General features: G+C 41.3%; 14 protein-coding genes. 5 read left to right on the plus strand and 9 right to left on the minus strand.

The annotated features are described in order from the left end of the window. The first annotated feature begins 142 nt into the window (after positions 1-142). The 5 genes from OCK74_RS18210 to OCK74_RS18230 all read left to right on the plus strand — a co-directional run bounded on the left by OCK74_RS18210 (position 143) and on the right by OCK74_RS18230 (position 5,360). Positions 143-1,102 carry a ribose-phosphate pyrophosphokinase gene (locus OCK74_RS18210; RefSeq protein WP_279298501.1) on the plus strand — a complete coding sequence of 320 codons (960 nt, stop codon included), beginning with the start codon at positions 143-145 and terminating at the stop codon, positions 1,100-1,102. 96 nt (positions 1,103-1,198) lie between these two features. Next, complete coding sequence (locus tag OCK74_RS18215) at positions 1,199-1,789, plus strand: 50S ribosomal protein L25 (protein ID WP_279298502.1); 591 nt, start codon at positions 1,199-1,201, stop codon at positions 1,787-1,789. Between the two features lie 122 nt (positions 1,790-1,911). Further along, positions 1,912-2,481 (plus strand): aminoacyl-tRNA hydrolase, encoded by a 570-nt coding sequence (pth, locus tag OCK74_RS18220; RefSeq protein WP_279298503.1) that lies wholly within the window; start codon positions 1,912-1,914, stop codon positions 2,479-2,481. A 145-nt stretch (positions 2,482-2,626) separates the two neighbouring features. Beyond that, positions 2,627-3,238 (plus strand): fumarylacetoacetate hydrolase family protein, encoded by a 612-nt coding sequence (locus OCK74_RS18225; RefSeq protein ID WP_279298504.1) that lies wholly within the window; start codon positions 2,627-2,629, stop codon positions 3,236-3,238. Between the two features lie 76 nt (positions 3,239-3,314). Then, positions 3,315-5,360 carry an alpha-ketoacid dehydrogenase subunit alpha/beta gene (locus OCK74_RS18230; RefSeq protein ID WP_279298505.1) on the plus strand — a complete coding sequence of 682 codons (2,046 nt, stop codon included), beginning with the start codon at positions 3,315-3,317 and terminating at the stop codon, positions 5,358-5,360. Here the strand turns inward: OCK74_RS18230 and OCK74_RS18235 are convergent. From OCK74_RS18235 to OCK74_RS18275, 9 genes are all read right to left on the minus strand, one after another. Next, positions 5,357-6,055 (minus strand): Crp/Fnr family transcriptional regulator, encoded by a 699-nt coding sequence (locus OCK74_RS18235; protein WP_279298506.1) that lies wholly within the window; start codon positions 6,053-6,055, stop codon positions 5,357-5,359. The two genes, OCK74_RS18230 and OCK74_RS18235, sit on opposite strands and share 4 nt — an antisense overlap. 231 nt (positions 6,056-6,286) lie before the next feature. Beyond that, entirely contained in the window at positions 6,287-8,581 is a 2,295-nt protein-coding gene (gene tamL / locus OCK74_RS18240; RefSeq protein ID WP_279298507.1) for a translocation and assembly module lipoprotein TamL, read from the minus strand. 67 nt (positions 8,582-8,648) lie between these two features. Continuing rightward, complete coding sequence (locus tag OCK74_RS18245; RefSeq protein ID WP_279298508.1) at positions 8,649-13,715, minus strand: translocation/assembly module TamB domain-containing protein; 5,067 nt, start codon at positions 13,713-13,715, stop codon at positions 8,649-8,651. 427 nt (positions 13,716-14,142) lie between these two features. Then, positions 14,143-14,559, minus strand: a complete 417-nt coding sequence (locus OCK74_RS18250) for a response regulator (protein WP_279298509.1) — start codon at positions 14,557-14,559, stop codon at positions 14,143-14,145. Between the two features lie 49 nt (positions 14,560-14,608). Continuing rightward, positions 14,609-14,866 (minus strand): hypothetical protein, encoded by a 258-nt coding sequence (locus tag OCK74_RS18255; RefSeq protein ID WP_279298510.1) that lies wholly within the window; start codon positions 14,864-14,866, stop codon positions 14,609-14,611. A 262-nt stretch (positions 14,867-15,128) separates the two neighbouring features. Further along, positions 15,129-16,112: an aldo/keto reductase gene (locus OCK74_RS18260; RefSeq protein WP_279298511.1), complete on the minus strand. Its 984-nt coding sequence runs from the start codon at positions 16,110-16,112 to the stop codon at positions 15,129-15,131. A 572-nt stretch (positions 16,113-16,684) separates the two neighbouring features. Next, positions 16,685-18,703: a putative porin gene (locus OCK74_RS18265; protein ID WP_279298512.1), complete on the minus strand. Its 2,019-nt coding sequence runs from the start codon at positions 18,701-18,703 to the stop codon at positions 16,685-16,687. 9 nt (positions 18,704-18,712) lie between these two features. Next, the gene (locus OCK74_RS18270; protein ID WP_279298513.1) at positions 18,713-19,531 is read right to left on the minus strand and encodes a purine-nucleoside phosphorylase; all 819 of its coding nucleotides are present in this window, start codon (positions 19,529-19,531) and stop codon (positions 18,713-18,715) included. Positions 19,532-19,570: 39 nt separating this feature from the next. After that, the gene (locus OCK74_RS18275) at positions 19,571-20,329 is read right to left on the minus strand and encodes a biotin--[acetyl-CoA-carboxylase] ligase (protein ID WP_279298514.1); all 759 of its coding nucleotides are present in this window, start codon (positions 20,327-20,329) and stop codon (positions 19,571-19,573) included. Positions 20,330-20,392 lie beyond the last annotated feature (63 nt).

A 20,392-nucleotide genomic window follows, 5' to 3' on the forward strand; every position in this document is an offset into this window, starting at 1 on the left:
CTACCAGTTTGGTATTTGATTTCTCCAACATCCCCCTCTTACTTAAAATGTTATCATAATGTGAACACCTGTTTTCTTAAAATCTCTTTTTTATCTTCCCCTCTTTTGTCTGTTAGCTTATCTTCGCCGCAGATTTAAAAACATGCACTCTACAGCAAAAATCTTCTCTGGTACCAGTTCACAGGAGTTAGCCGCTCAAATTTGTGAACGCTATGGGTGCCTGCCTGGTAAAATCAATATCCAGAAATTCAGCGACGGCGAAATTCAGCCGGTTTTTATGGAAAGTATCCGTGGCGACATGGTTTTCCTGATTCAAAGTACTCATGCCCCAAGCGACAACCTGATGGAGCTCCTCCTCATGATCGACGCCGCACGTCGCGCTTCGGCAGCTAAAATTGTGGCTGTAATGCCTTACTATGGCTATGCACGCCAGGACAGGAAAGACAAACCTCGTGTGGCCATCGGTAGTAAACTGGTAGCAAATATGCTTACCGCTGCAGGTGCAGACAGGGTGATCACAATGGACCTCCACGCTCCCCAGATCCAGGGCTATTTCGATATCCCGGTAGACCACCTGGATAGTTCAGCAGTTTTTATACCTTATATATCACAACTCAAACTGGAAAACCTTACCTTTGCGGCCCCTGACGTGGGTGCAACCAACCGCATCAGGGAAATAGCCAGTTATTTCAATGCCGAAATGGTGATCTGTGATAAGCACAGAAAGCGGGCAAATGAAATAGCCAGCATGGTGGTGATTGGCGATGTGACCAACAAGGATATCGTAATTATTGATGATATCGCAGATACAGCAGGCACGTTGGCAAAAGCCGCAGCTCTTTTAAAAGAAAAAGGTGCGCGTAGCGTTCGGGCCCTGGTAACTCACCCCGTATTAAGCGGAAAGGCCTTCGATAATATATCAAATAGCGTTTTGGAGGAATTGGTGGTATGTGATACCATTCCACTCAAACCACAGTTGCAGCAAATACCTAAATTGAAAGTAATTACTGTAGCCGACCTGTTTGCCGTAGCTATTCGCAATGCACACGAAAACAGAAGCATCAACAACCTCTTCATCCATTCGCAAAGAAGAGATATGTAATGCCCATGTTCAGCCGGAAAACTTTGAAAATGTGAAGGGAATATTGACCATTCACATTTCACAATTGACAAATTCAATTTTTTAAACACTCATACAATGAAGACAATTACAATCGAAGGACAACTGAGGACCGAATTTGGCAAGTCAGCCACCCGCCAGCTTCGCTCTCAGGAACTCGTGCCTGGTGTAATTTACGGGGGTGCGGAGGAAGTAAACTTTACTGCTCCTGCCAAGGCTTTTAAGCTTTTAGTATATACACCAAACTTCCAGTTAGCGGAGGTTAATGTTAATGGCAAAACTTATCGTTGCATTTTGAAGGACCTTCAATTTGACAAGATCACAGATGAGTTGATCCACGTTGATTTACTGGAATTGGTAGAAGACAAAAAGGTTGTTGCTACTATTCCTTTGAGTTTTGTAGGGACAGCTATCGGTGTTAAAGGTGGTGGACGTCTGGAAACAAAGATGAAAGCGTTGAAAGTGAGATCTTATCCTCGCGATCTGAAAGAGAAAATCGAGGTTAATGTAGAGCATATGAATGTCGGTGACAACCTCCGCGTTCAAGATGTCAAAACTGAAAACTACGAGGTACTGAACTCACCCCGTATTCCAATTGCTTCTGTTGTTACTACCCGTGCTTTACGCCAGGAAGAGGCTGCAGCAGCTCCTGCAAAAGGCAAAAAATAATAAAAACAATTTGTTCTTTACCCGTTCCCTGCCGGAACGGGTTTTTTTTTAAAATACCCTGAATCAGGTATTTGAGATTTAGTGTTTTATCATCATTTTGCAAAAACTCAGATATTCGCTCTATGAAATATTTGATCGTAGGTTTGGGAAATATAGGGAGAGAATATGAGCATACACGCCATAATATTGGTTTTGATGTCGTTATGGCTTTTGTAATCAAGCATGGCGGCCAGTTAGTTTCCGACCGTTATGCTTACGTAGCTGAAATTAAATGGAAAGGAAAAATATTTGTGTGCATCTGCCCCACCACTTACATGAACCTGAGTGGTAAGGCGGTAAAATACTGGATGGATAAAGAAAAAATTGACTTGCAAAACATGTTGGTAGTCGTAGACGACCTGGCTTTACCCCTGGATAAATTGCGGTTGCGACCAGGTGGGAGTGATGCCGGTCATAATGGCTTAAAGAGCATTCAGGAAAGTTTGGGTACCTCAAATTATCCAAAGCTGAGATTTGGCATTGGAAACAATTATCCAAAAGGCAGGCAGGTAGATTTTGTCCTGGGCAAATGGAATAAAGAGGAGGAAATACTGGTTAAGCTTAAGATTGATAAAAGTGTTGAAGCCATTGAAAACTTTGCAGCTGCAGGAATAACCGATACTATGAACAAAATAAACAATATTGTTATATAGTATGAAAAATGAGTGCAATTACTTACATTAGCGAAACCATAATGTTCTTTACCAAGGAAAACTGCTAAAGGTTTAAATATATGGGATGCGAAAGAAAACCACCACGCATTGTTATCCGATGTATTTACTCTAAACACCCTTATTTATGAAGATATTTTGTATAGGCCGCAATTTTGTTGAACATGCTAAAGAGCTGGGCAATGGCATTCCCGACGAACCAGTCATATTTATGAAGCCAAAAAGCGCTTTGCTTCAGCCGCATACGCCTTTCTATTATCCCGAATTTACCAATGAATTGCATTTCGAATGTGAACTGGTATTGCGTATTTCAAAGAATGGCAAATACATACAGGAGAAATTCGCCAATAAGTATTATGATGCCATTACCGTAGGTATTGATTTTACCGCCCGTGACATTCAGAACCAGTTAAAGGAGAAAGGCTTGCCTTGGGAAAAAGCCAAAGCCTGGGATAATTCAGCCGCAATAGGAAAGTGGATCCCCCTTGCTAATCTGAAAGGAAAAAAGGAAATCAATTTCTGCCTCTATAAGAATAAAGAGTTGATGCAACAGGGTAGTTCTACTAATATGATCTTCAATTTCGATTACCTTGTTTCTTATATTTCTAACTTTTTCTCCCTCAATATTGGCGACCTGATCTTTACAGGTACACCCGCAGGTGTCGGAGAAATTGTTGTAGGCGATGAACTGGAAGCCTTTGTTGAAGACGACCCGCTGTTATCATTAGATGTAAAATAACCGGAAAGCCACCCCTCAACGGTGGCTTTTTTGTTGATGGCCAACTCATGATCACCTCTTAGCATTTGAACTAACGATGCCAGAAAAGAAACTTTTACTTCATGCCTACCGGTTAATGTATAGTGCTTCTGTTATGGCAGAAACCTACGAAGCCAACCGGCAAATTACCCGTTACGTTCATTCCACTTCCAGGGGCCATGAAGCCATTCAACTGGCTACAGCCTTCCAGCTTAAACCTTATGATTGGGTAAGCCCCTATTACCGCGACGAAAGCATGTTACTGGGCATGGGGTGGACTCCTTACGAGCTGATGCTCCAATTATTAACCAAGGGCGGGGATCCTTTTACCGGAGGCCGTAGTTACTATTCACATCCAAATTCAAAAGCACCCGACAAACCCCAAATCATTCATCAAAGTAGCGCCACAGGTATGCAAGCTATACCCACGACCGGCGTGGCGCAAGGAATACAGTATTGGGAAGCTAGAAGACAACCCTCTCAAGAATTCCCTATTGTCCTCTGTTCTCTTGGAGATGCCTCCATCACCGAGGGAGAAGTTGCCGAGGCCTTGCAGTTTGCTGTATTGAAACAGTTGCCAATTATCTACCTCGTTCAGGACAATGAATGGGGCATCAGTGCCACAGCAGCCGAAGAAAGGGCAATGGACGCTTTTGAGTATGCAGCAGGTTTTAAAGGGCTCAACAGGCTAAAAGTGGATGGTACCGACTTCCTGGCTTCCTTTGAAGCAATGCAAAGTGTTGTGAATCATGTACGCCAGTACAGAAAGCCATGGCTCGTGCATGCTAAAGTGTGCTTGTTAGGACATCATACCAGCGGCGTTCGCAAAGAATTCTACCGGACCGATGAAGACCTGGCAAAGCATAGGGCTAATGATCCTCTTCCTAAACTCCGGAAAACACTTTCGTACAAGGTGCCCGAAGCGGAATTGATTACATTGGAAAAAGAAATAACAGAGTCCATCAGGCAGCAATTCACAGATGCTGTAAACGCTCCTGAGCCCGACCCGGCCCGGGTAGCCGAACATGTGTTTGTACCTACATCCATAACAGAAGAAAGAGGAGAACGGCGCCCGGAAGGAAAAGAAAAGGTACTGATGGTTGATGCTGCCTTATTTGCTATCAGCGAATTGATGGAAGATAATGAAGCCTGTATTTTGTTTGGACAGGATGTGGGTAAGCGACTAGGTGGCGTTTTCCGGGAAGCAGCTACACTGGCTCAAAAGTTTGGTGAACAAAGGGTGTTTAATACTGCCATCCAGGAAGCATATATAATTGGTTCCACAGTGGGGTTAAGTGCAGTAGGAGTGAGGCCAATAGTGGAAGTGCAATTTGCAGATTACATATACCCTGGTTTCAACCAGTTAGTTACAGAAATATCAAAATCCTGTTATCTCTCTTGTGGCAAATTCCCTGTATCAACTGTAATCCGGGTTCCTGTTGGCGCTTACAGTGGTGGCGGTCCTTACCATAGCGGGTGTGTGGAAAGTACCTTGCTCACCATTAAAGGATTAAAGATCGCTTATCCATCTAATGCTGCAGATATGAAGGGATTGATGAAAGCAGCCTATTACGACCCCAATCCGGTTCTGATGCTGGAACATAAAGGCCTTTACTGGAGCAAACTCCCCGGAACCGAGGAGGCAAAAACCATAGAGCCAGCACGCGATTACTTATTACCACTTGGTAAGGCAAACATTGTCCTCCAGTCTGATAAACACTTTGAACAAAATGGAGCATCTGTATGTGTAGTCACTTACGGCATGGGCGTGTACTGGGCCAAAACTGCTGCCAAAGATTTGCCTGGGCAGGTTGAAATCATCGACCTGAGAACATTGTATCCCTTAGACGAGGAACTTGTTTATGAAACTGTAAAAAAGCACGGTAAATGCCTGGTGCTCACCGAAGAACAACAAAATAACTCATTTGCAGAAGCTTTAGCAGGACGCATTTCCAAGGCTTGCTTTCAATGGTTGGATTTGCCTGTAGACGTATTAGGCGCTCTTAATTTACCTGCAGTGCCCCTCAATGTTGGTTTGGAAAGCGCTATGTTACCCAACCCCCTAAAAGTAAAGCTTGCCTTGCAAAAATTGCTAACCACTTAACCACTCCCATCCAGAATCCCTTGCAACGCTTCGGTATTTATATACTTAAAGTGCTTTGCCCTGAAGTTGATAAGACCTTCACTCTTCAGATCAAAAAGAATTTTCGAGACCTGTTCTTTTGTAGTAGACGCGAGATCCGCTATTTCTTGTCGTTCCAGGTGTATACGAATGCCTTTTGCGTCATGTTGGTATTGATAGGCTTTGGCTATTTGAAGCATCGCGCCGGCAACTTTCTGACGAACCGTTTTATAGGCCAGGAATAAAGTACGTAGCTCCACATCCCTTACATCATTAAGATATTGGTTGATGACGCCCTGGAAGAAAGTTTTATCGCTACTGAAAAATTTTAGAAAACAGGAGAGAGGAACAAAACATATGTTCGTCTTTTCAATAGCTACAATTGAAGCCGGGTGTATTTTGTGCTTGTTGTTAATACGATGACCAAACACTTCCCCTGGTTGTAAGAGCCTGATAATCAGAGGTCTGCCTTGAACATCATTCAGCATCACTTTCGCTACACCACTGCTTATAAAGTAAACGCCATTGATCTCTTCATTTTCACGGACAATTAATTCACCCCTTTCAAAAGTGAAATGTTGCTTGAGATCTGAGATCTCCTCAAGTACGTTTTTCGAGCAGTCTTTTAAAAAAGAACAGCTTTTAATGCGGCAAGTGTAACACCTGGATCGAGCCATATTAAAATCTTCTATTAATACAGCCGCCTTAAAAAGTACGAAAACGTAAAAAATGAGAGATTTTCCGATCTTCTGACGGCAGCTGGCTCAATGTTCGTTTTACCTTAGTACCTGTTGCATGATTTACTGTTGCTTTCAACATGACTTTGGTCAAAAGACCGAAGTGTATATACACATTAAAGCACGACGCCCTGTTCCCAGGGCGTTTCTTATTTAATTGATTATCTCCGGTTAAAAAGGATATCCAATCGCCAGGTTATAAATAAGATTGTCCTTTCTCCATTGTGCGTTGCCCAATCTTATTTGGTCGATTACCCACGGGTTTGATTCCCAGGGTTTACGCAAAGGAAAAGCCACATCAAGGCGAAGGACAAATATTTGAATATCCAGCCTTAAGCCTACACCTGCACCAACTGCCAATTGATTTAAGAAATCACTGGTAAATTTTGCTCCGGGTTGCAAGCTGTCTTCATTTTTAAGCCACGCATTACCTGCATCAATAAACAAAGCGCCATAGATAGGGCCGCTGATCCTTGGTCGGTATTCAGTGTTGATTTCCAATTTCAAATCACCCGTTAGATCGGGATAGGCATCTGGTTGGTTAGGTATATAGTACGTCCCCAAAAGCGACCGGCTTCGGAACGCCCTGATACTGTTATTACCGCCAGAAAAGAACTGCTTGATATAAGGTATCTTGTCTGAATTGCCATAAGGTAGTCCATATCCAAGAACAATTCGGTTGGCCCAGGTTGCATTGAGCCCAAGGCGGCGGTAATAACGGAAATCCGCTTCCAGCTTTAAATACTGGTCAAAGGGTGCATTGAAAATTTTTTCTTTACCCTCTCCGTCCTTTTTATTCGTAAGCAGGCCTGCCATATTCCCTGAAATATCAACCAGGCCATTGAAATAAAATGAATTAGTCCTTTGAATGCCGGTTGCCACTTGGTTATAATTATACTGGTATGTAGCACCAATAATAAATTGAGAGTCGATGACATGTTTCAGGGAAGGATATTTCGCCACACTGTCTCTATATTCCTGCGTCACTTTTGATGGTTGCACATAAGTAACACTGATAGGATATAATTCGTGTTGTTCAGCCATACTTACTTTCCATAAATAACCATAGGCACCTCGGAATGAGTTAAGTGTATATAACTTTTGTCTTTTTAAAATGTCATACCCAAGTTTAATATTAGTTCTTGGCACATAACCGCCACTTGGCCTGAAATCGAAAAATGGAACAATAAGGCGGGGAAAGGTAAGATTTAGTTCAGCCCCTGTGCGGTAGGTATTATAACCCTTATTAGAGCCACCTCCAAACTGAGCTTCTGATCCAATATAAGCGCTTAAGCTTAGCTGTTCACCTGCGTGGAAAGTGTTTCTTTTTAACCAGGTGCCAGTGATTTGGCCCCCATTCATGTTGTTCGACTTTGTTGTACCCGTGATTTCAGCACGCAACGTCTTTTTACGTAAAGGTGTTAGGTAATAATAAACATCCAATTTGGAAGTGTCAGGAATAGGCTCGAATCGGTTCTTTACAAACTTGAATTCATTTAAATTGATCAGACGGTTCAACGTTTGATTATGATCGGTTCGGTTATACAGATCACCTGGTCTAAATTGCATAATCTTCGTAAATAGTTTAGGTTTAAACCGGTTTCGCTGGTCAATAACATAAAATCCATCATAAAATTTTGCATATGCCTTGTTGGTATCAGTCTTGGATGCATTTATATTGTAACCAGTATAGATATACACATTGTTAATGCGGTAAGCCTGGGTAGCCACTTCAGAGATGCCGGGTTTAACAACCAGTTTCATATCTACAATATGATTGCCGTTAGTGCTATCCACCTTTGCCAATAAGAAATCAGGACTAAAGAAAAAGTAGCCCTTTTCTTTCAGGACTGCATCTATGCGGGTCCGCTCGCCTTTTATAAGATCAAGGTCGAATGGCTGACCTGTTTTGAGCAGGGTTTTTGTTGCACTTTGACGAATTGTTTGGGAAAGCTGACTGCTATCGTCAGGAAACATAATGTTCCTGATATGATATTGGTAATCAGTGCCAGCACTATAGCTTGCACTACCTTTTTTCTTCTTCACTGTGGTATCTCCGGTAACTGCTGCCTTAAAAAATCCTTTATTCTCAAGGTGATTTTGCATCAGCTTTGCAGTTTGTTCAAGATCCACACTGCTCATTAAAACCGGCGGCTCACCATTCTTATCTCTAATTTTCCCAAAAAAAGAATTAGGCTTTGACTTCCTGAAAAGAGTGTATAGTTTAAGTTTAAAAGGAATACCTAATAGTCTTGAATTAGGCTTAGGGCGTGCCAGGCCTTGTAAGTCACTAACCAGCACCTTTTTATGTTTTGATGTAAGTTGCGGGCCTTTGACTTTTATGCTCGCGCCAGTGTATAGTTTCTCACCTTCAGGCAGGCTTTTGGTAACATTGCAGGCTACCAGCCAAAAACAGAGTAACAGAAAAAAAATATTGTAATGCTTCTTGATCATTTCCGTTTTCATTGTTTATGGTATCGAGTTTATGGCTTCATTGTTTGGAGGAACAATAAACCATCCATCAAAAACCTTCTCATTGCACTTTAGGTTGTTGCATATTTGCCTGTCTTTGTGCTGCTCTTGCAGCTTGTTTCTTTTGACTTTCGAATATTTGGCGGAAACGGTTATAATCTACCGAAATACTAAAACCTAAACCGGTTTCAATAATGTAGCCGTCTACAGAACCTTCGTATTCATCTTTACGGTAAAAGCGCAGCATGTATCGCCCATCCTTGCTCAAATGGTAATTGACAGAGATATTACCTGCAATATTGCTCGATCGCTGGTTCGATTGCTGTGGCCCTTCCAGCAAAAAGTTGCTGCCTACGGTAACTGTTAGCCGGTCGCTCATCAGCCGTTTACTAACACCAACATTTAAATCTGTCCGATCACGACGGGAGCCGGTGGTATAATCATCACTGGAGGCTACATCAAAGTTTAAGTCAACACCTTCAATCAGCCCCGATGCCAGTTGGTTCAATTGTTCTGTTAAGAGCTTACTTACACTTTGCCTGGCAAAACTTTCTGCATTAAAGCCTCCTCCGCTAGACTCAAATGGGTTTTCACCGACAAACCGGTTTAATAACAATAAAGCAAGAACCTGCTTGTTCAGTTCCGAAGATTCTTGCCGTAACTGCGTCAGGCTTGTATTTACTGTACTAACTACGTCATGGGAAACATTGTAGTTTTTATCTTCCGGTAACAGGATATCAAATGCTATCTGCGGTTTCATCAGGTCACCGGTAAGTTTCAGCTTTAGCTGGAAAGGAAGTTTTTGCAAGTAGTAATTGCGTTGTTCATCAGGGACCACTCCTGCTACCAGGTCGAGCGGGGCCGTGTTGGCAATATAAACGGCTGTAATATCAACATCTGCATTGGTAGGCTCGCCCAGCCAAATGATCTTACTGCCTTTCTCAATGTTAAACTTTCGTTGCAGGAAGTTGAAGGTTAATTGGTAACCTCCTTCCTCAATTTCATAAGTGCCGGTAAGTGTAGTTTTGCCACTTGGATCAATACCTGCAGTTAATTGAGCTGTGCCTCTCAAATTCAGGAAATCTCCATTGGCCGCATCAATCACAATATTAAAATTGGCTTCTTTCTGAATTTCTATATTGGCAGCAATGTCAAAACCTAAAATGGCAGAAGTATTTAGTGAGTCATAAGCACGGAATAGCGAATCATTCTCTGGTGCCTCCAGGTCAACAAACTCTACCACGCCTTCTCTATCAGCAACACCCGGTTCAACCTGCGGCACAACAAATGTGATATCAGTTCCATCATTTATGGTAACATTTCCGTCTATAGCAGGCTCTGCTTCTGTGCCGCCAATGTGCATTCGGGAAGTAATGACCATATCGCCATAAAACATCTTGTTGTCTTTTTTGGTGGTGTTGATCACTTTGAAGTTGTTTGCCCTTACATTAATATCAAAATTGTAGTTGATGAAGTTGGTCGTCAACATATCGCCATCCATCGTAAGTTCATTATTGGTCGAATCCCGGATGGTAAATTTGTCAAAGTGTATGCCCTTTTCCGAAATTTGCACTGTCTCGTTATTAATCCTAAGTGGTCCTCCTAGCAGGGTGGTAGAAATTTTGGAACTATCAAAGTTGATTTTTCCCTGCACTAGCGGTTTGCTGGTTGTCCCGTTAATGCTTACATCTCCATTAATAGAGCCGGATGCTGATTTAATAAATCCACCTGATATGCCTTGAAGTGCAGCCAATTCAATTCTGCGAATGGCCAGATCAAGGTCTAAAGCAATATCGTTGCTGCCTTGAGGCTCGAAATATCCCGTTAGTGAAACATCATTTCCTTTGCCCGTAATGGTAGCATTGGTCTGGTATCTGTTACCTTCAGAGTTTACTTTTAAAGCTATATTACCGATAGTATCCTGTTTGAAACTCAGATCAGAAATATTAAGATCTGAGGTAAAAACAGGCTGCTGCATCAGGTTGCGAAGGGTAATCGATCCATTGATTATACCATTTGCCAATAGCGTATCGGGCTGAATGAACCCGGTGATGGTACTGATCCTGAAATTGGTAAAACGCACATCCAAAGGCGGTGCACCTGTTTGGGAGGCACTTTGCAGGCTAAGCTGCTGATCACCTTTTTGCATCACGAAATTGTTGGCGATGATCTGGTTGTTAATAAGAGCAATAGAGTTATTGGGTGCAATGGTCCATGGCTCATAATGCAGCATTAAGTTCTCCGGCTTCAGGCTAATGATGAAGTCTCCGGTTTTGGGCTGGCTGATGTTCCCGCTTAGGTTATATATATCCTTACCATTTTTATCATCAATGCCTAGTGCAAAATCAATAATGTTATTTAAAGCTTTTGCATTGAGTTGTACCTTATAAATATGAATAGAACCACTCTTTAACCGGTCGACGGTACTCGTTACCATCAATCCACTATCCGATGTAGCCACATTCAACAAAGCATGATTGATTTCATTTGATGAATACAAGATGTATGGGGCAGAAATATTAGCCTGCAAACCCTGTCCGGATGAAAGACTGCCGGTTGCATGTATGTTTTCCATATTGGTTAATCCAGGTACAAAAACAGATAGGATAGGATCATAAATAACATCGGCAGTAAAGAAAATATTGTAAGGTTTTACAGCTGTTTTACGGTATGGTGCAACCGAAAAATATGGCTGGATATTATCTTGTAGGATTGTGCCCAGTTCTGTAAGCTGGTATTGTCCCGACAGTTGTGCGTTTATGATATCGCTGGTGAGGTTGATATACTGGCCCGTATCCGTTTTATTGGCAACCAGATGAAGCGTATCCAATGGTAATCTGCTCGTATCCGATACAAACAGCGCATTTGTAATAAAAACATCTGCTTCCAGATTGTTTGGATCTAGTGATGGTATATCTCCTGTAATCTTTCCCCTGAATATTAAAGGTTGAGTGGTAAAGTTTAACGGTAGTGTTTTGATGCTATCTACAAAACCATCAAGCTTTAAAGATGATTTTGCTGCATAGCTGCCAGTTGCAGTCAGGCTAAAATCAGCATTTGGATCATTTGCTTCTGTAGTAACCTTATAGTTGCTTCCATTTAAATTCCCTTTTAGAGAAATGTTGTGGTATTGGTAGTTATTAAATCCCAAACTGTTGATCACGCCCCTGAAATCCGTACGCATGGCATCAGGTGTAAAGCCTTTGCCATTGGCCGTAAAAGTGCCCGTTAAAGAGCCCATTTGAGGATTACGTAGAATCTTACCTAACTGCAATCCGCTGGTGCGTACCTGCGCATTGTAGGTGGCCGAAGTTGGATTGGTAAGATTGCTGAAATGTCCATTTATCGTGGCAGATCCTGAAGATGTGTTTATGCGCAGGTTGGTAAGTAAGTTAGACGCATTTCCGGATAAGGTGCCTGATGCATCAATAGTTTCAGGCAGGTTGATCTGGTCTTTGGGTAAGCTTGGACCGGCAATTGTCGCAATATCATTTCTTGTAGTGTGCAGCTTTCTGATCGTGAAAGTTCCTCCCGCCTGGTTAGGATCGGTAAGACTGGCGAGTGTGCCCGACGCATCGATTTTTGTGTTTTGGAAACCATCAAATTGCAAAGCTTCAACATAAAGGCGATTCATAGTTCCTGAGGCCTGCATGTTCAAACGCCATACATCATTGGGATTTTTAAAAGCCGGGTTGGACCGCAACTGTGGAGCGAATAGTAAGATGTCCTTTACTTGTACATAACTATGATCAATATTGACATCCATTACTGTTTGGGAAAGCTGTTTCATCAAGGCATCATATGATGCATATTCAAGCACTATACCACGCTTAAGCTCTGTACCAGGCGTCTTTATGTAGAAGTTTTTTAAATAACTCTGGTTATAGGCATATAACAGGTCTCCCTTCAACGCTTCCAACTGTAAGCCGCTCTTTTCTTTCATGTGCCCTTCTGTAATTCTGGCTCCTGTGGAGTCTGGAACCATGATAAAGTTTTCTGCCCGTAAGGTCAGGTCTTCAGCATGCATATGAGCATAGTCCATACCAGAGGATAGCCTCGGACTATTGTCATCGTCAAATTGGAAAGTGTTATGATCAATGTTTATTTTATCCACTAAAAATTTCCACCCCATTTGCTGTTGCACCGCTACTTCTTGTTTCACTTCTTTTTTTACAACCTTAGCTGCCGGTGCCTTACCAAGCCTGATAACTGACTTGGAATCATTAAGCACTATTTCATCCAGGTGTATAGCATTATTGGCAAGATCAATCTTCTTACCATCGACCTTTAATTGGCCAATGTTGAGAAGTGTGTAGAATGCTGAAATGTCATTAGCATAATTCAGGTCAATCCTCCTCAGGTCAATAGTGCCGAAGTTTAAATTCATAGGTGTCGGGGCGCTGGCTTCAGCCAGGTCCTTACTTATTGGCTCTGGTTCCACCAATGGTTTGTATTGCTTGATCCTGGCTACCATATCGCGCACCTGTAGTGAAGGGACATCAAAATGAAAACTGAAGGGATCAATGGTATCAAATCTTGCAGCCAAGTCTCCAATCTTTACAAACATGTCATTACCCGTGATCATATCATTCAGTGTAAAGGCAACATTGGCCAGTGTCAGTTTATCCAATGCCATCTTCAAGGGCGCCGTTTGTGCTGTGTCAGGTTGAGCTGTCTGCTGCGTAACAAAGGCATCTACAATATATTGGAAATTAAAAGTGGTGTCAGGAAGAACACGCTTGATCTTCGCAGTAATATCCCTCAGCACTAAATCCTTAACCTCGACCTCGTTATTGAAAAGTTTTGATAAGGTGACATTGGCTTTGATTTGGCCTCCGGAAAGTAAGGTGTCCTTCTTCTGATCCTCAAAGTAAATATTTTCCAAATTGATCCGTCCTGTCAAACTAAATGAAATACTGCCAATTTCAACCTCTGTTCCCAACTTTTTTTGCAGGAAATTTTCCACTTTGGTTGTCGCAAAGCGCTGTACAGGAGGTGTAAAAATGAGAAGAAAGAGTACAACTACCAGTAAAAACAGAAAGAGTACGATTTTAAGAAGGACTTTAGCAACTTTCTGTACCAAACTAGTCTCTTTCCTGGTTTCTTTTTGGGGCTCCTTGGTATTCATAAGTATAAAAGGTAGGGCTTAGTCACATAGGGCAAATACCAAGCCTTCATTTTATCTATTGATTATAAAGTGATGAATGGCAAAACCTTACACTGTTGTATTCCTTAAACAGTGGCTCTGTAGAAATACATCTACAACGAATTATGAAGTCTGAAAAAGAGCATAAATTCAAAAAAAAGAGCGATCCTAAGACCGCTCCTTCTAAAACAGTTATAAACACTTAATACCTATAACTGTCATGAATGTTCAATCAAACTTTCATGATACACTCACATTGATAAATGAAACAATTGGTATGCCAAATAGTACTTCTTGTATATACCTAAGAAGTTTAAAAAAGTTGAATGAAGAAAATTATCAGGTAATTAAAAGTTGTGGAAATTCTGAACCAGTTTTTTAAATGTATTTAACTATTCCAACCAAAGAATCAATCAGCATAAACATCCTCTGCAAGTAATTTGAAGGTTTGTGCTAGCGCGACACTTTCAGCCTGCCGGATAACTTTCTTATGGCAGGAAATAACGCCCATTGACATCAATTTTTGCTGTAAAGAGTCACTCATGTCTACAGAATAGACTGCTACGGCAATGTCTTTATACTTATCATGTCTTTTCAAATGATGAAGTATCTCTGCTGCATTCATTCCGGGCATATTGAAATCAAGCACAATAAGCTTGGGGTAAACAGTATTTGTCAGACTGTCCAGGTAAGCCATAAGCTGCTTGCCTGAGTCGAACAGTTTTACCTGCTCATCCCAGCCAATATTCTTAAAGGATTGATACATGATGTACCGGTCATCTGCATCATCATCTGCCAGAAGTATTCGATAGCTATTGTATGTCATAAGCAGGAAGGGGTTAAGGATGTATGCCCAAAGCTAATAGATAACAATTTTACATGTAAAGATGTTTTTCAACAGATCTTACTACGCTTCCAACTAATTCCTGTGCTTGTAGCTTTTTGCCTTCAATGTTCGTTTTTAATCCACTCTTACTGGTATAGCTGATTTTACCATCCGGCAGCAAACTGTACAGCGATGGGTCTTCAACGCTGATTTGCATGGCAAAATCAGATTTATCAATGGTCATTTGTACCATCGATGAATAGGTTCGGCCTTGAAATTCGAAGCTGGTGGTAAAAACTCTGATCATGGTATTCGTTTTAGGATAGCTTTCAGCAGCGCATGGATTTAAAGTTTTTCTAGTCCTGCATTAGCATAACGATGCCAATGAAAAGTGTGATAGGTTAAGATACGGAAAAAGTATTAATTATTCAGTTTTTGGAATTGTTTTTTGGAAAAAAAATTACATAAGCCCAACCTGAACTGCTGCCAACAGTTGAGCAGAAAAAGCCCTGAACACGGCAGTTAATGCCTGCCTATTGCCGAACTTAAAAACAGCCTTGAATAACAGACTAGTAATGTCCCCTGATTTCCTTCCGGACCTTTTCCTCGTAAAGATTCCTTAATTGCTGATGCACTTCTTGGGGAAGCTGCGGTAGGGTAGAAGCCGCCATATTGCTTTGAACCTGCGACAGTTTTGTGGCTCCGGGTATAACAGTGGTAACCTGTGGATGATCCAATATCCAGCGGATTGCCCATTGCGCCATTCGTTCATCTGGTAATAATGCCGCCATTTCGTTGGCAAGACGAACACCTTCCTTGAATGCTACACCTGAAAAAGTTTCACCTGCATTAAATGCTTCACCATTTGCATTATAGTTCCGGTGATCATTCGTGGTAAATGTGGTTCGTTCATTGAATTTTCCTGAAAGCAGGCCGCTCGCCAGTGGTACCCGTACAATGATCGCAACGTCTTTTTCTTTTGCTTTGTCAAACACTTCTTCAGCTACATGCTGCCGGAAGAGGTTAAAAATAATCTGCAGTGATGCAATTCCTTCCTGCTCCAGGCAAAGCAAAGCTTCTTCTGAAGTTTCAACGCTGGCTCCCCAGTACCGGATCAATTGCTCTTGTTGCAGACGCCTTAAATGGTCAAACACTTTACCTGAGCGCATTTCTTCAGTAGGAATGCAATGCAGTTGTTCTAAAAACAATTGCTGCTGATCAAGGTGAGATAAGGAATCTTCTACGTGTCGGCGCAATACATCATAAGTGAAATTCTGTGGCCAGCCATTTCCTTGATCGCTTCTTCTTCCCAATTTAGTGGCTACAAATACCTCTTGATCAACAGTCTTTAAAAATCTTCCGATTACTTTTTCACTGATCCCCATTCCATACACATCAGCTGTATCAATAAAATTTCCGCCCAGATTTACAAATTCCTGCAACAGGGCAAATGCTTCATCATCATTAACCACACCCCAGTCTGAACTGCCTAGTTGCCATGTACCTAATCCAACTTCCGATACTAAGTTCCCTTTAAATGAGCGGTATTGCATTTTGATAATTTTTGTGGCCGAAAGTAAAAACTTCTGAATTGATGTATAAAAAAATCCCGCTTATAAAAAGCGGGAATTATGGTAGGCATTCGTTAGTAATAATAATTTAATAGAGCATAAATATAATAACAATCATAATAAGTATCTAAAATAAAAAGCCCCTTGTAGAAACAAAGGGCGACTAACGATTGCTTGCCATATGAAAAACTTGAATAAAATCATTTCATTACTTTCTGTTGAGCAGAATAACATAATGAAATTTAAATCATGTTTCAGTTATAAAGTTGTATGGTTAATTGTAGTTATGTAATATTTTATTTGGTTTTGTTTTACAAATATAGCTAAAAAATATGTTTTTCATCAAAAAAATAGACAAAAAAATATTTTTTAAGTCCTATCTATTAAGAAGTGTCATATTTTTATTAAGTGTTATGTATTAATAAGGATATAAGCCGCAATAATTTTTGCCCCTTAATTCACTACCTTAAAATGTGGAAAAATTATTTTACCCAATAGACTTAAAAACTTCGAAAGTTTAAAAATGCTTACCTGCCAACAGGTTTCTATCCTCATCAATTAACGAAGCTCCAATAAAAACCAAAGCGGAGAGTGAGCCCGGGGTACGCATAGTCTGGAGCTGCAAGATTGTTGTTGGTGAAAGTGATTTTACTGTTTTGGTAGCGGAATGTATTCAGGTTCTCTGCCCGTATAAAGGCCTTAAAACTACGTATGCGAAAATGCAGAAAGGCCGCTATGTCCGGGAAATTGGATATGGTCACAGAGTCCTGGTAGAAGAACTGTCCTAATACTGGCGAGTAGTCATCTGCTTTGTATGGTGTATGGTAACGAACCTCTAATCCTGTGGCAAGGAAAAGATTCTTAAAGAAATTACCTTCAAAAACAAATCGGTTGCGGGTATATACCAGTGGGACATTCAGGTTCACAGCTCCGGTTTTTTGTTGTAAATAAACATCACTATACCAGTTCCACCTTCTGCCTATTTTAAACGTCGTGGAGGCGCTGATGCGTAGCAGGTTAAAAAGAGCGTTTTCCTGCTGCATCTTATAATAGTTAGTCAGGTATAAATAATTACTCACCAGGAAATAATCACCTCTTAACTGCAATTTGATCTTCGGCACCCATGTGGAGGCAAAGAAATGAAGTGTATTTTCTTTCGAAAAGCTCTTAGACTCATCGAGGTAAAAATTGCTCCTCGTATCATAATTAAAGGAAGGTGATCGGTTCACATTCTCAAACCCCAGCTGAAGACTACCTACTGCAGGATTGATAATCCTGGTAATACTGGCAAGTGCATGGTAATCCCCTGCATTATAGCCATTGAGATGGAGGCTTCCAAAGGCTTCAAAGTCCCATTTCTTGTTGCGGGTGCGGTTCCGGTATTCCCCATGTCCTATAAAATTATGAAGCGATTTTGTGTCTGTTTTCAATTGACCTTGTAGCAACTGGTATTCTATACCTAGTTTCAAAAACTGGTGCAGGTTCTTGGCATCAGGAAACTGGTAAATAGAAAAGTCATTGCTGACTTCGCTCCATCTTTCCTGGAGCAAAAAGCTGTCAGATTGCAGTTTTAGACCATAATATGTACTGTAAAAACCATCGGAATCGGAGTCGGCAACATTGTCGATAAAGCGGTACCGCATCTTCTGGTAACGAAAGGTATGCTCAAAGCGAAGTCGTGGATAAAATAATGGAATTACTGTAGAGTCAGTTACAATGGAATCTTTTTGACCAAGATCATATTGTTGTCTCAGCAAGGTGGTGAACTCGCTATAGCGGTTCCCGGTATTTAATGTATTGTTGAAAAAATCGCGCTGATAACTCGCATCTCCTCCAATCTTAGTAGGAATGTTGAATCGGTCTTCATAAGATGGACTGTTTAGATAGTCTTTATCATTAAGAATACCTCCATTCTCTTCCGATTGCAGCGAATTGCCTAAAAGAATTAAATAATTATTGTATCGTTTTTTGGGTCCTTGGTACCAGGAAGTGAGTAAATAATTATTATGATTGGTCTTTTGGCTCTTAAAAAGACCTGGCGAGTTAATGAGCCGGTATTGTAGTGATGCGCTCCAATATGGTTTTATATTCTGTGTATGTAGAATTTCGATAATTTGTTGCGACTGTCCCCCCAATAAATATCCCAGTTCGGTATAAGGCCGGGTAGTATTGAAAAACCTTATCTGGTCCAGGTTCCATTTATAAATATCAAATGCATGAAAGCCTGGGTCCCAACCGGTGGTTGTTCTGGGAGAAAAAAGGATCGATTTGCCTGCATTTCCTGTATTACCTAAATAAATATCAGTAGCTGGTATAGGAAACCGCCTGGTAAAATCATTCAGCGTAGAGTCAAACTTAAAAGTGCGCGTAGAATCGAGCAGCCTGTAAGAGATAGTAATACTGTCCTCATATTTATCACGGCGTTTTAAACTATCGCCGCCGCCACCACCTCGGCCGCCGCCACCTGTTGGAAGCCTGCGAAGTACCCCGGGCATCTGCTGAGCATTTACATGACCTGCCACCGTTGATACTAGCAGCAAGGTTAAAACTATATAGAAGAAAAGTCGCTTCAAAAAGAAAAATTAAAGAGTTCGGATCAATTCACGGAAAACGGTTGAAAAAATCGGTTCAGCATTTTGGGCTGCTTCCAATACTTCTTCATGTGTAATTACGTTTTCTTCTTCTCTGATACCAATATCAGTGATAACGCTCATGGCAAATACATTCATTCCTGCATGTACTGCCGCAATGGTTTCAGGTACGGTGCTCATACCTACAGCATCTCCACCGAGAACGTGTATCATTTTATATTCGGCTCGGGTCTCAAACGTCGGACCTGTAACGCCAAAGTATACACCTTCTTTTAAAGTAATGTTATGTTCTCTGGCAATCTCTTTCGCTTTTTGAATAAGACTTTTCTTATAAGGCTCACTCATATCCGGGAAACGTGTACCCAGGCGGTCGTCATTAGCGCCGATCAAGGGATTTTTAGTGGCTAAAGAAATGTGGTCTTTAATGATCATAAGGTCGCCTACTTTGAAACTGAGGTTCACGCCACCTGCTGCATTTGACATCAGAATAGTTTCTATACCCAACATTTTCATGATGCGGATTGGAAATACAACTTCTTCTTTTCCATATCCCTCATACAAGTGAAAACGGCCTGCCATAGCGAGTATAGGCTTACCCGCTACATTTCCAAATATAAGTTTACCATGATGTCCTTTCACCGTGGATACCGGGAAGTGTGGTATCTGCTCGTATGGAATCTCATTGACTATTTCAATTTCTTTTACAAAATTTCCCAGGCCGCTGCCCAGTATTACGCTGGTTTTTGTGTTTTCTTGTACGAATTGCTTTAAATATGCTGCGGCCTCAATAAGCTTTTGATAGTGTGTCATAAATCGGCGGCAAAGATAGACGGAAACCCCTAACTCCAATTACTCTTCATGCATTACCCACTCAACCTCTCCCACACTAAAATATTCTTCCATTGAGGTCGCTGTAACGAGTCTGCCATCTTCTGTAACTCCTTTTATATAGGCATCAAATATTCTGGAGCCCTTTCTTAATCTTACAGTTTGGTGGTTTTTGTATAGGAATTTGTGATAGCAGGAAGCGATTTCTTCCGAATTATTTAACAATTCTTCAAAGGTTGTTTGAAGTGTATTAATAAGACTTTTGGCCATCTCTACAGTATCATATCTTCTGCCCGTTATCTGTCTTAGTGAAACGGCTTTGACAGGCATGCCTTCAAAACTGGTTTGATTGATGTTTAGCCCAATGCCGATTACAGCATATTTCCATTCCCTCCCCTGCAAATTGTTTTCAATTAGGATGCCCCCTGCCTTTCTGTCACGCCAGTAAATATCATTGGGCCACTTGATGTAGGTGTCTTCGCCGACATAGTGGCTGTAAAACCGCTGAACACCAATTGCAGTCATCATGCTAAGACGGAAAAGTTGCTCTGGGCGCAGGTTAAAGGGCTCAATGATAATGCTTAATAAAATATTTTGGCCGTGAATGGAAACCCATCGCTTCGATCGTTGTCCTTTGCCCTTTGTCTGCTCATGAGCAAACACGCAAGTGCCATGCTGTGCCATACCTGCATGAACCAGTCCCATGGCATAGTTGTTGGTACTGTCCACAGTGTGCAGTTCAATAAAGGGGAAACCTATCTGTTTTGCTGAAGGAAACAATTCATATAAATTTGAGCAAAGAAAACTATTTCATTGCTTTTCAGTTAACCCCGCTGCCTGATT

The organism is Paraflavisolibacter caeni (genome assembly GCF_025628885.1).
Lineage (GTDB): Bacteria > Bacteroidota > Bacteroidia > Chitinophagales > Chitinophagaceae > Flavisolibacter > Flavisolibacter caeni.

Coding starts and splice junctions, on each gene's coding strand:
- OCK74_RS18215 (WP_279298502.1), top strand. CDS start 1,199: ATGAAGACAATTACAATCGAAGGACAACTGAGGACCGAATTTGGCAAG.
- OCK74_RS18270 (WP_279298513.1), bottom strand. CDS start 19,531: ATGACACACTATCAAAAGCTTATTGAGGCCGCAGCATATTTAAAGCAA.
- OCK74_RS18230 (WP_279298505.1), top strand. CDS start 3,315: ATGCCAGAAAAGAAACTTTTACTTCATGCCTACCGGTTAATGTATAGT.
- OCK74_RS18210 (WP_279298501.1), top strand. CDS start 143: ATGCACTCTACAGCAAAAATCTTCTCTGGTACCAGTTCACAGGAGTTA.
- OCK74_RS18235 (WP_279298506.1), bottom strand. CDS start 6,055: ATGGCTCGATCCAGGTGTTACACTTGCCGCATTAAAAGCTGTTCTTTT.
- OCK74_RS18260 (WP_279298511.1), bottom strand. CDS start 16,112: ATGCAATACCGCTCATTTAAAGGGAACTTAGTATCGGAAGTTGGATTA.
- tamL (WP_279298507.1), bottom strand. CDS start 8,581: ATGAAAACGGAAATGATCAAGAAGCATTACAATATTTTTTTTCTGTTA.
- OCK74_RS18255 (WP_279298510.1), bottom strand. CDS start 14,866: ATGATCAGAGTTTTTACCACCAGCTTCGAATTTCAAGGCCGAACCTAT.
- OCK74_RS18245 (WP_279298508.1), bottom strand. CDS start 13,715: ATGAATACCAAGGAGCCCCAAAAAGAAACCAGGAAAGAGACTAGTTTG.
- OCK74_RS18225 (WP_279298504.1), top strand. CDS start 2,627: ATGAAGATATTTTGTATAGGCCGCAATTTTGTTGAACATGCTAAAGAG.
- OCK74_RS18250 (WP_279298509.1), bottom strand. CDS start 14,559: ATGACATACAATAGCTATCGAATACTTCTGGCAGATGATGATGCAGAT.
- pth (WP_279298503.1), top strand. CDS start 1,912: ATGAAATATTTGATCGTAGGTTTGGGAAATATAGGGAGAGAATATGAG.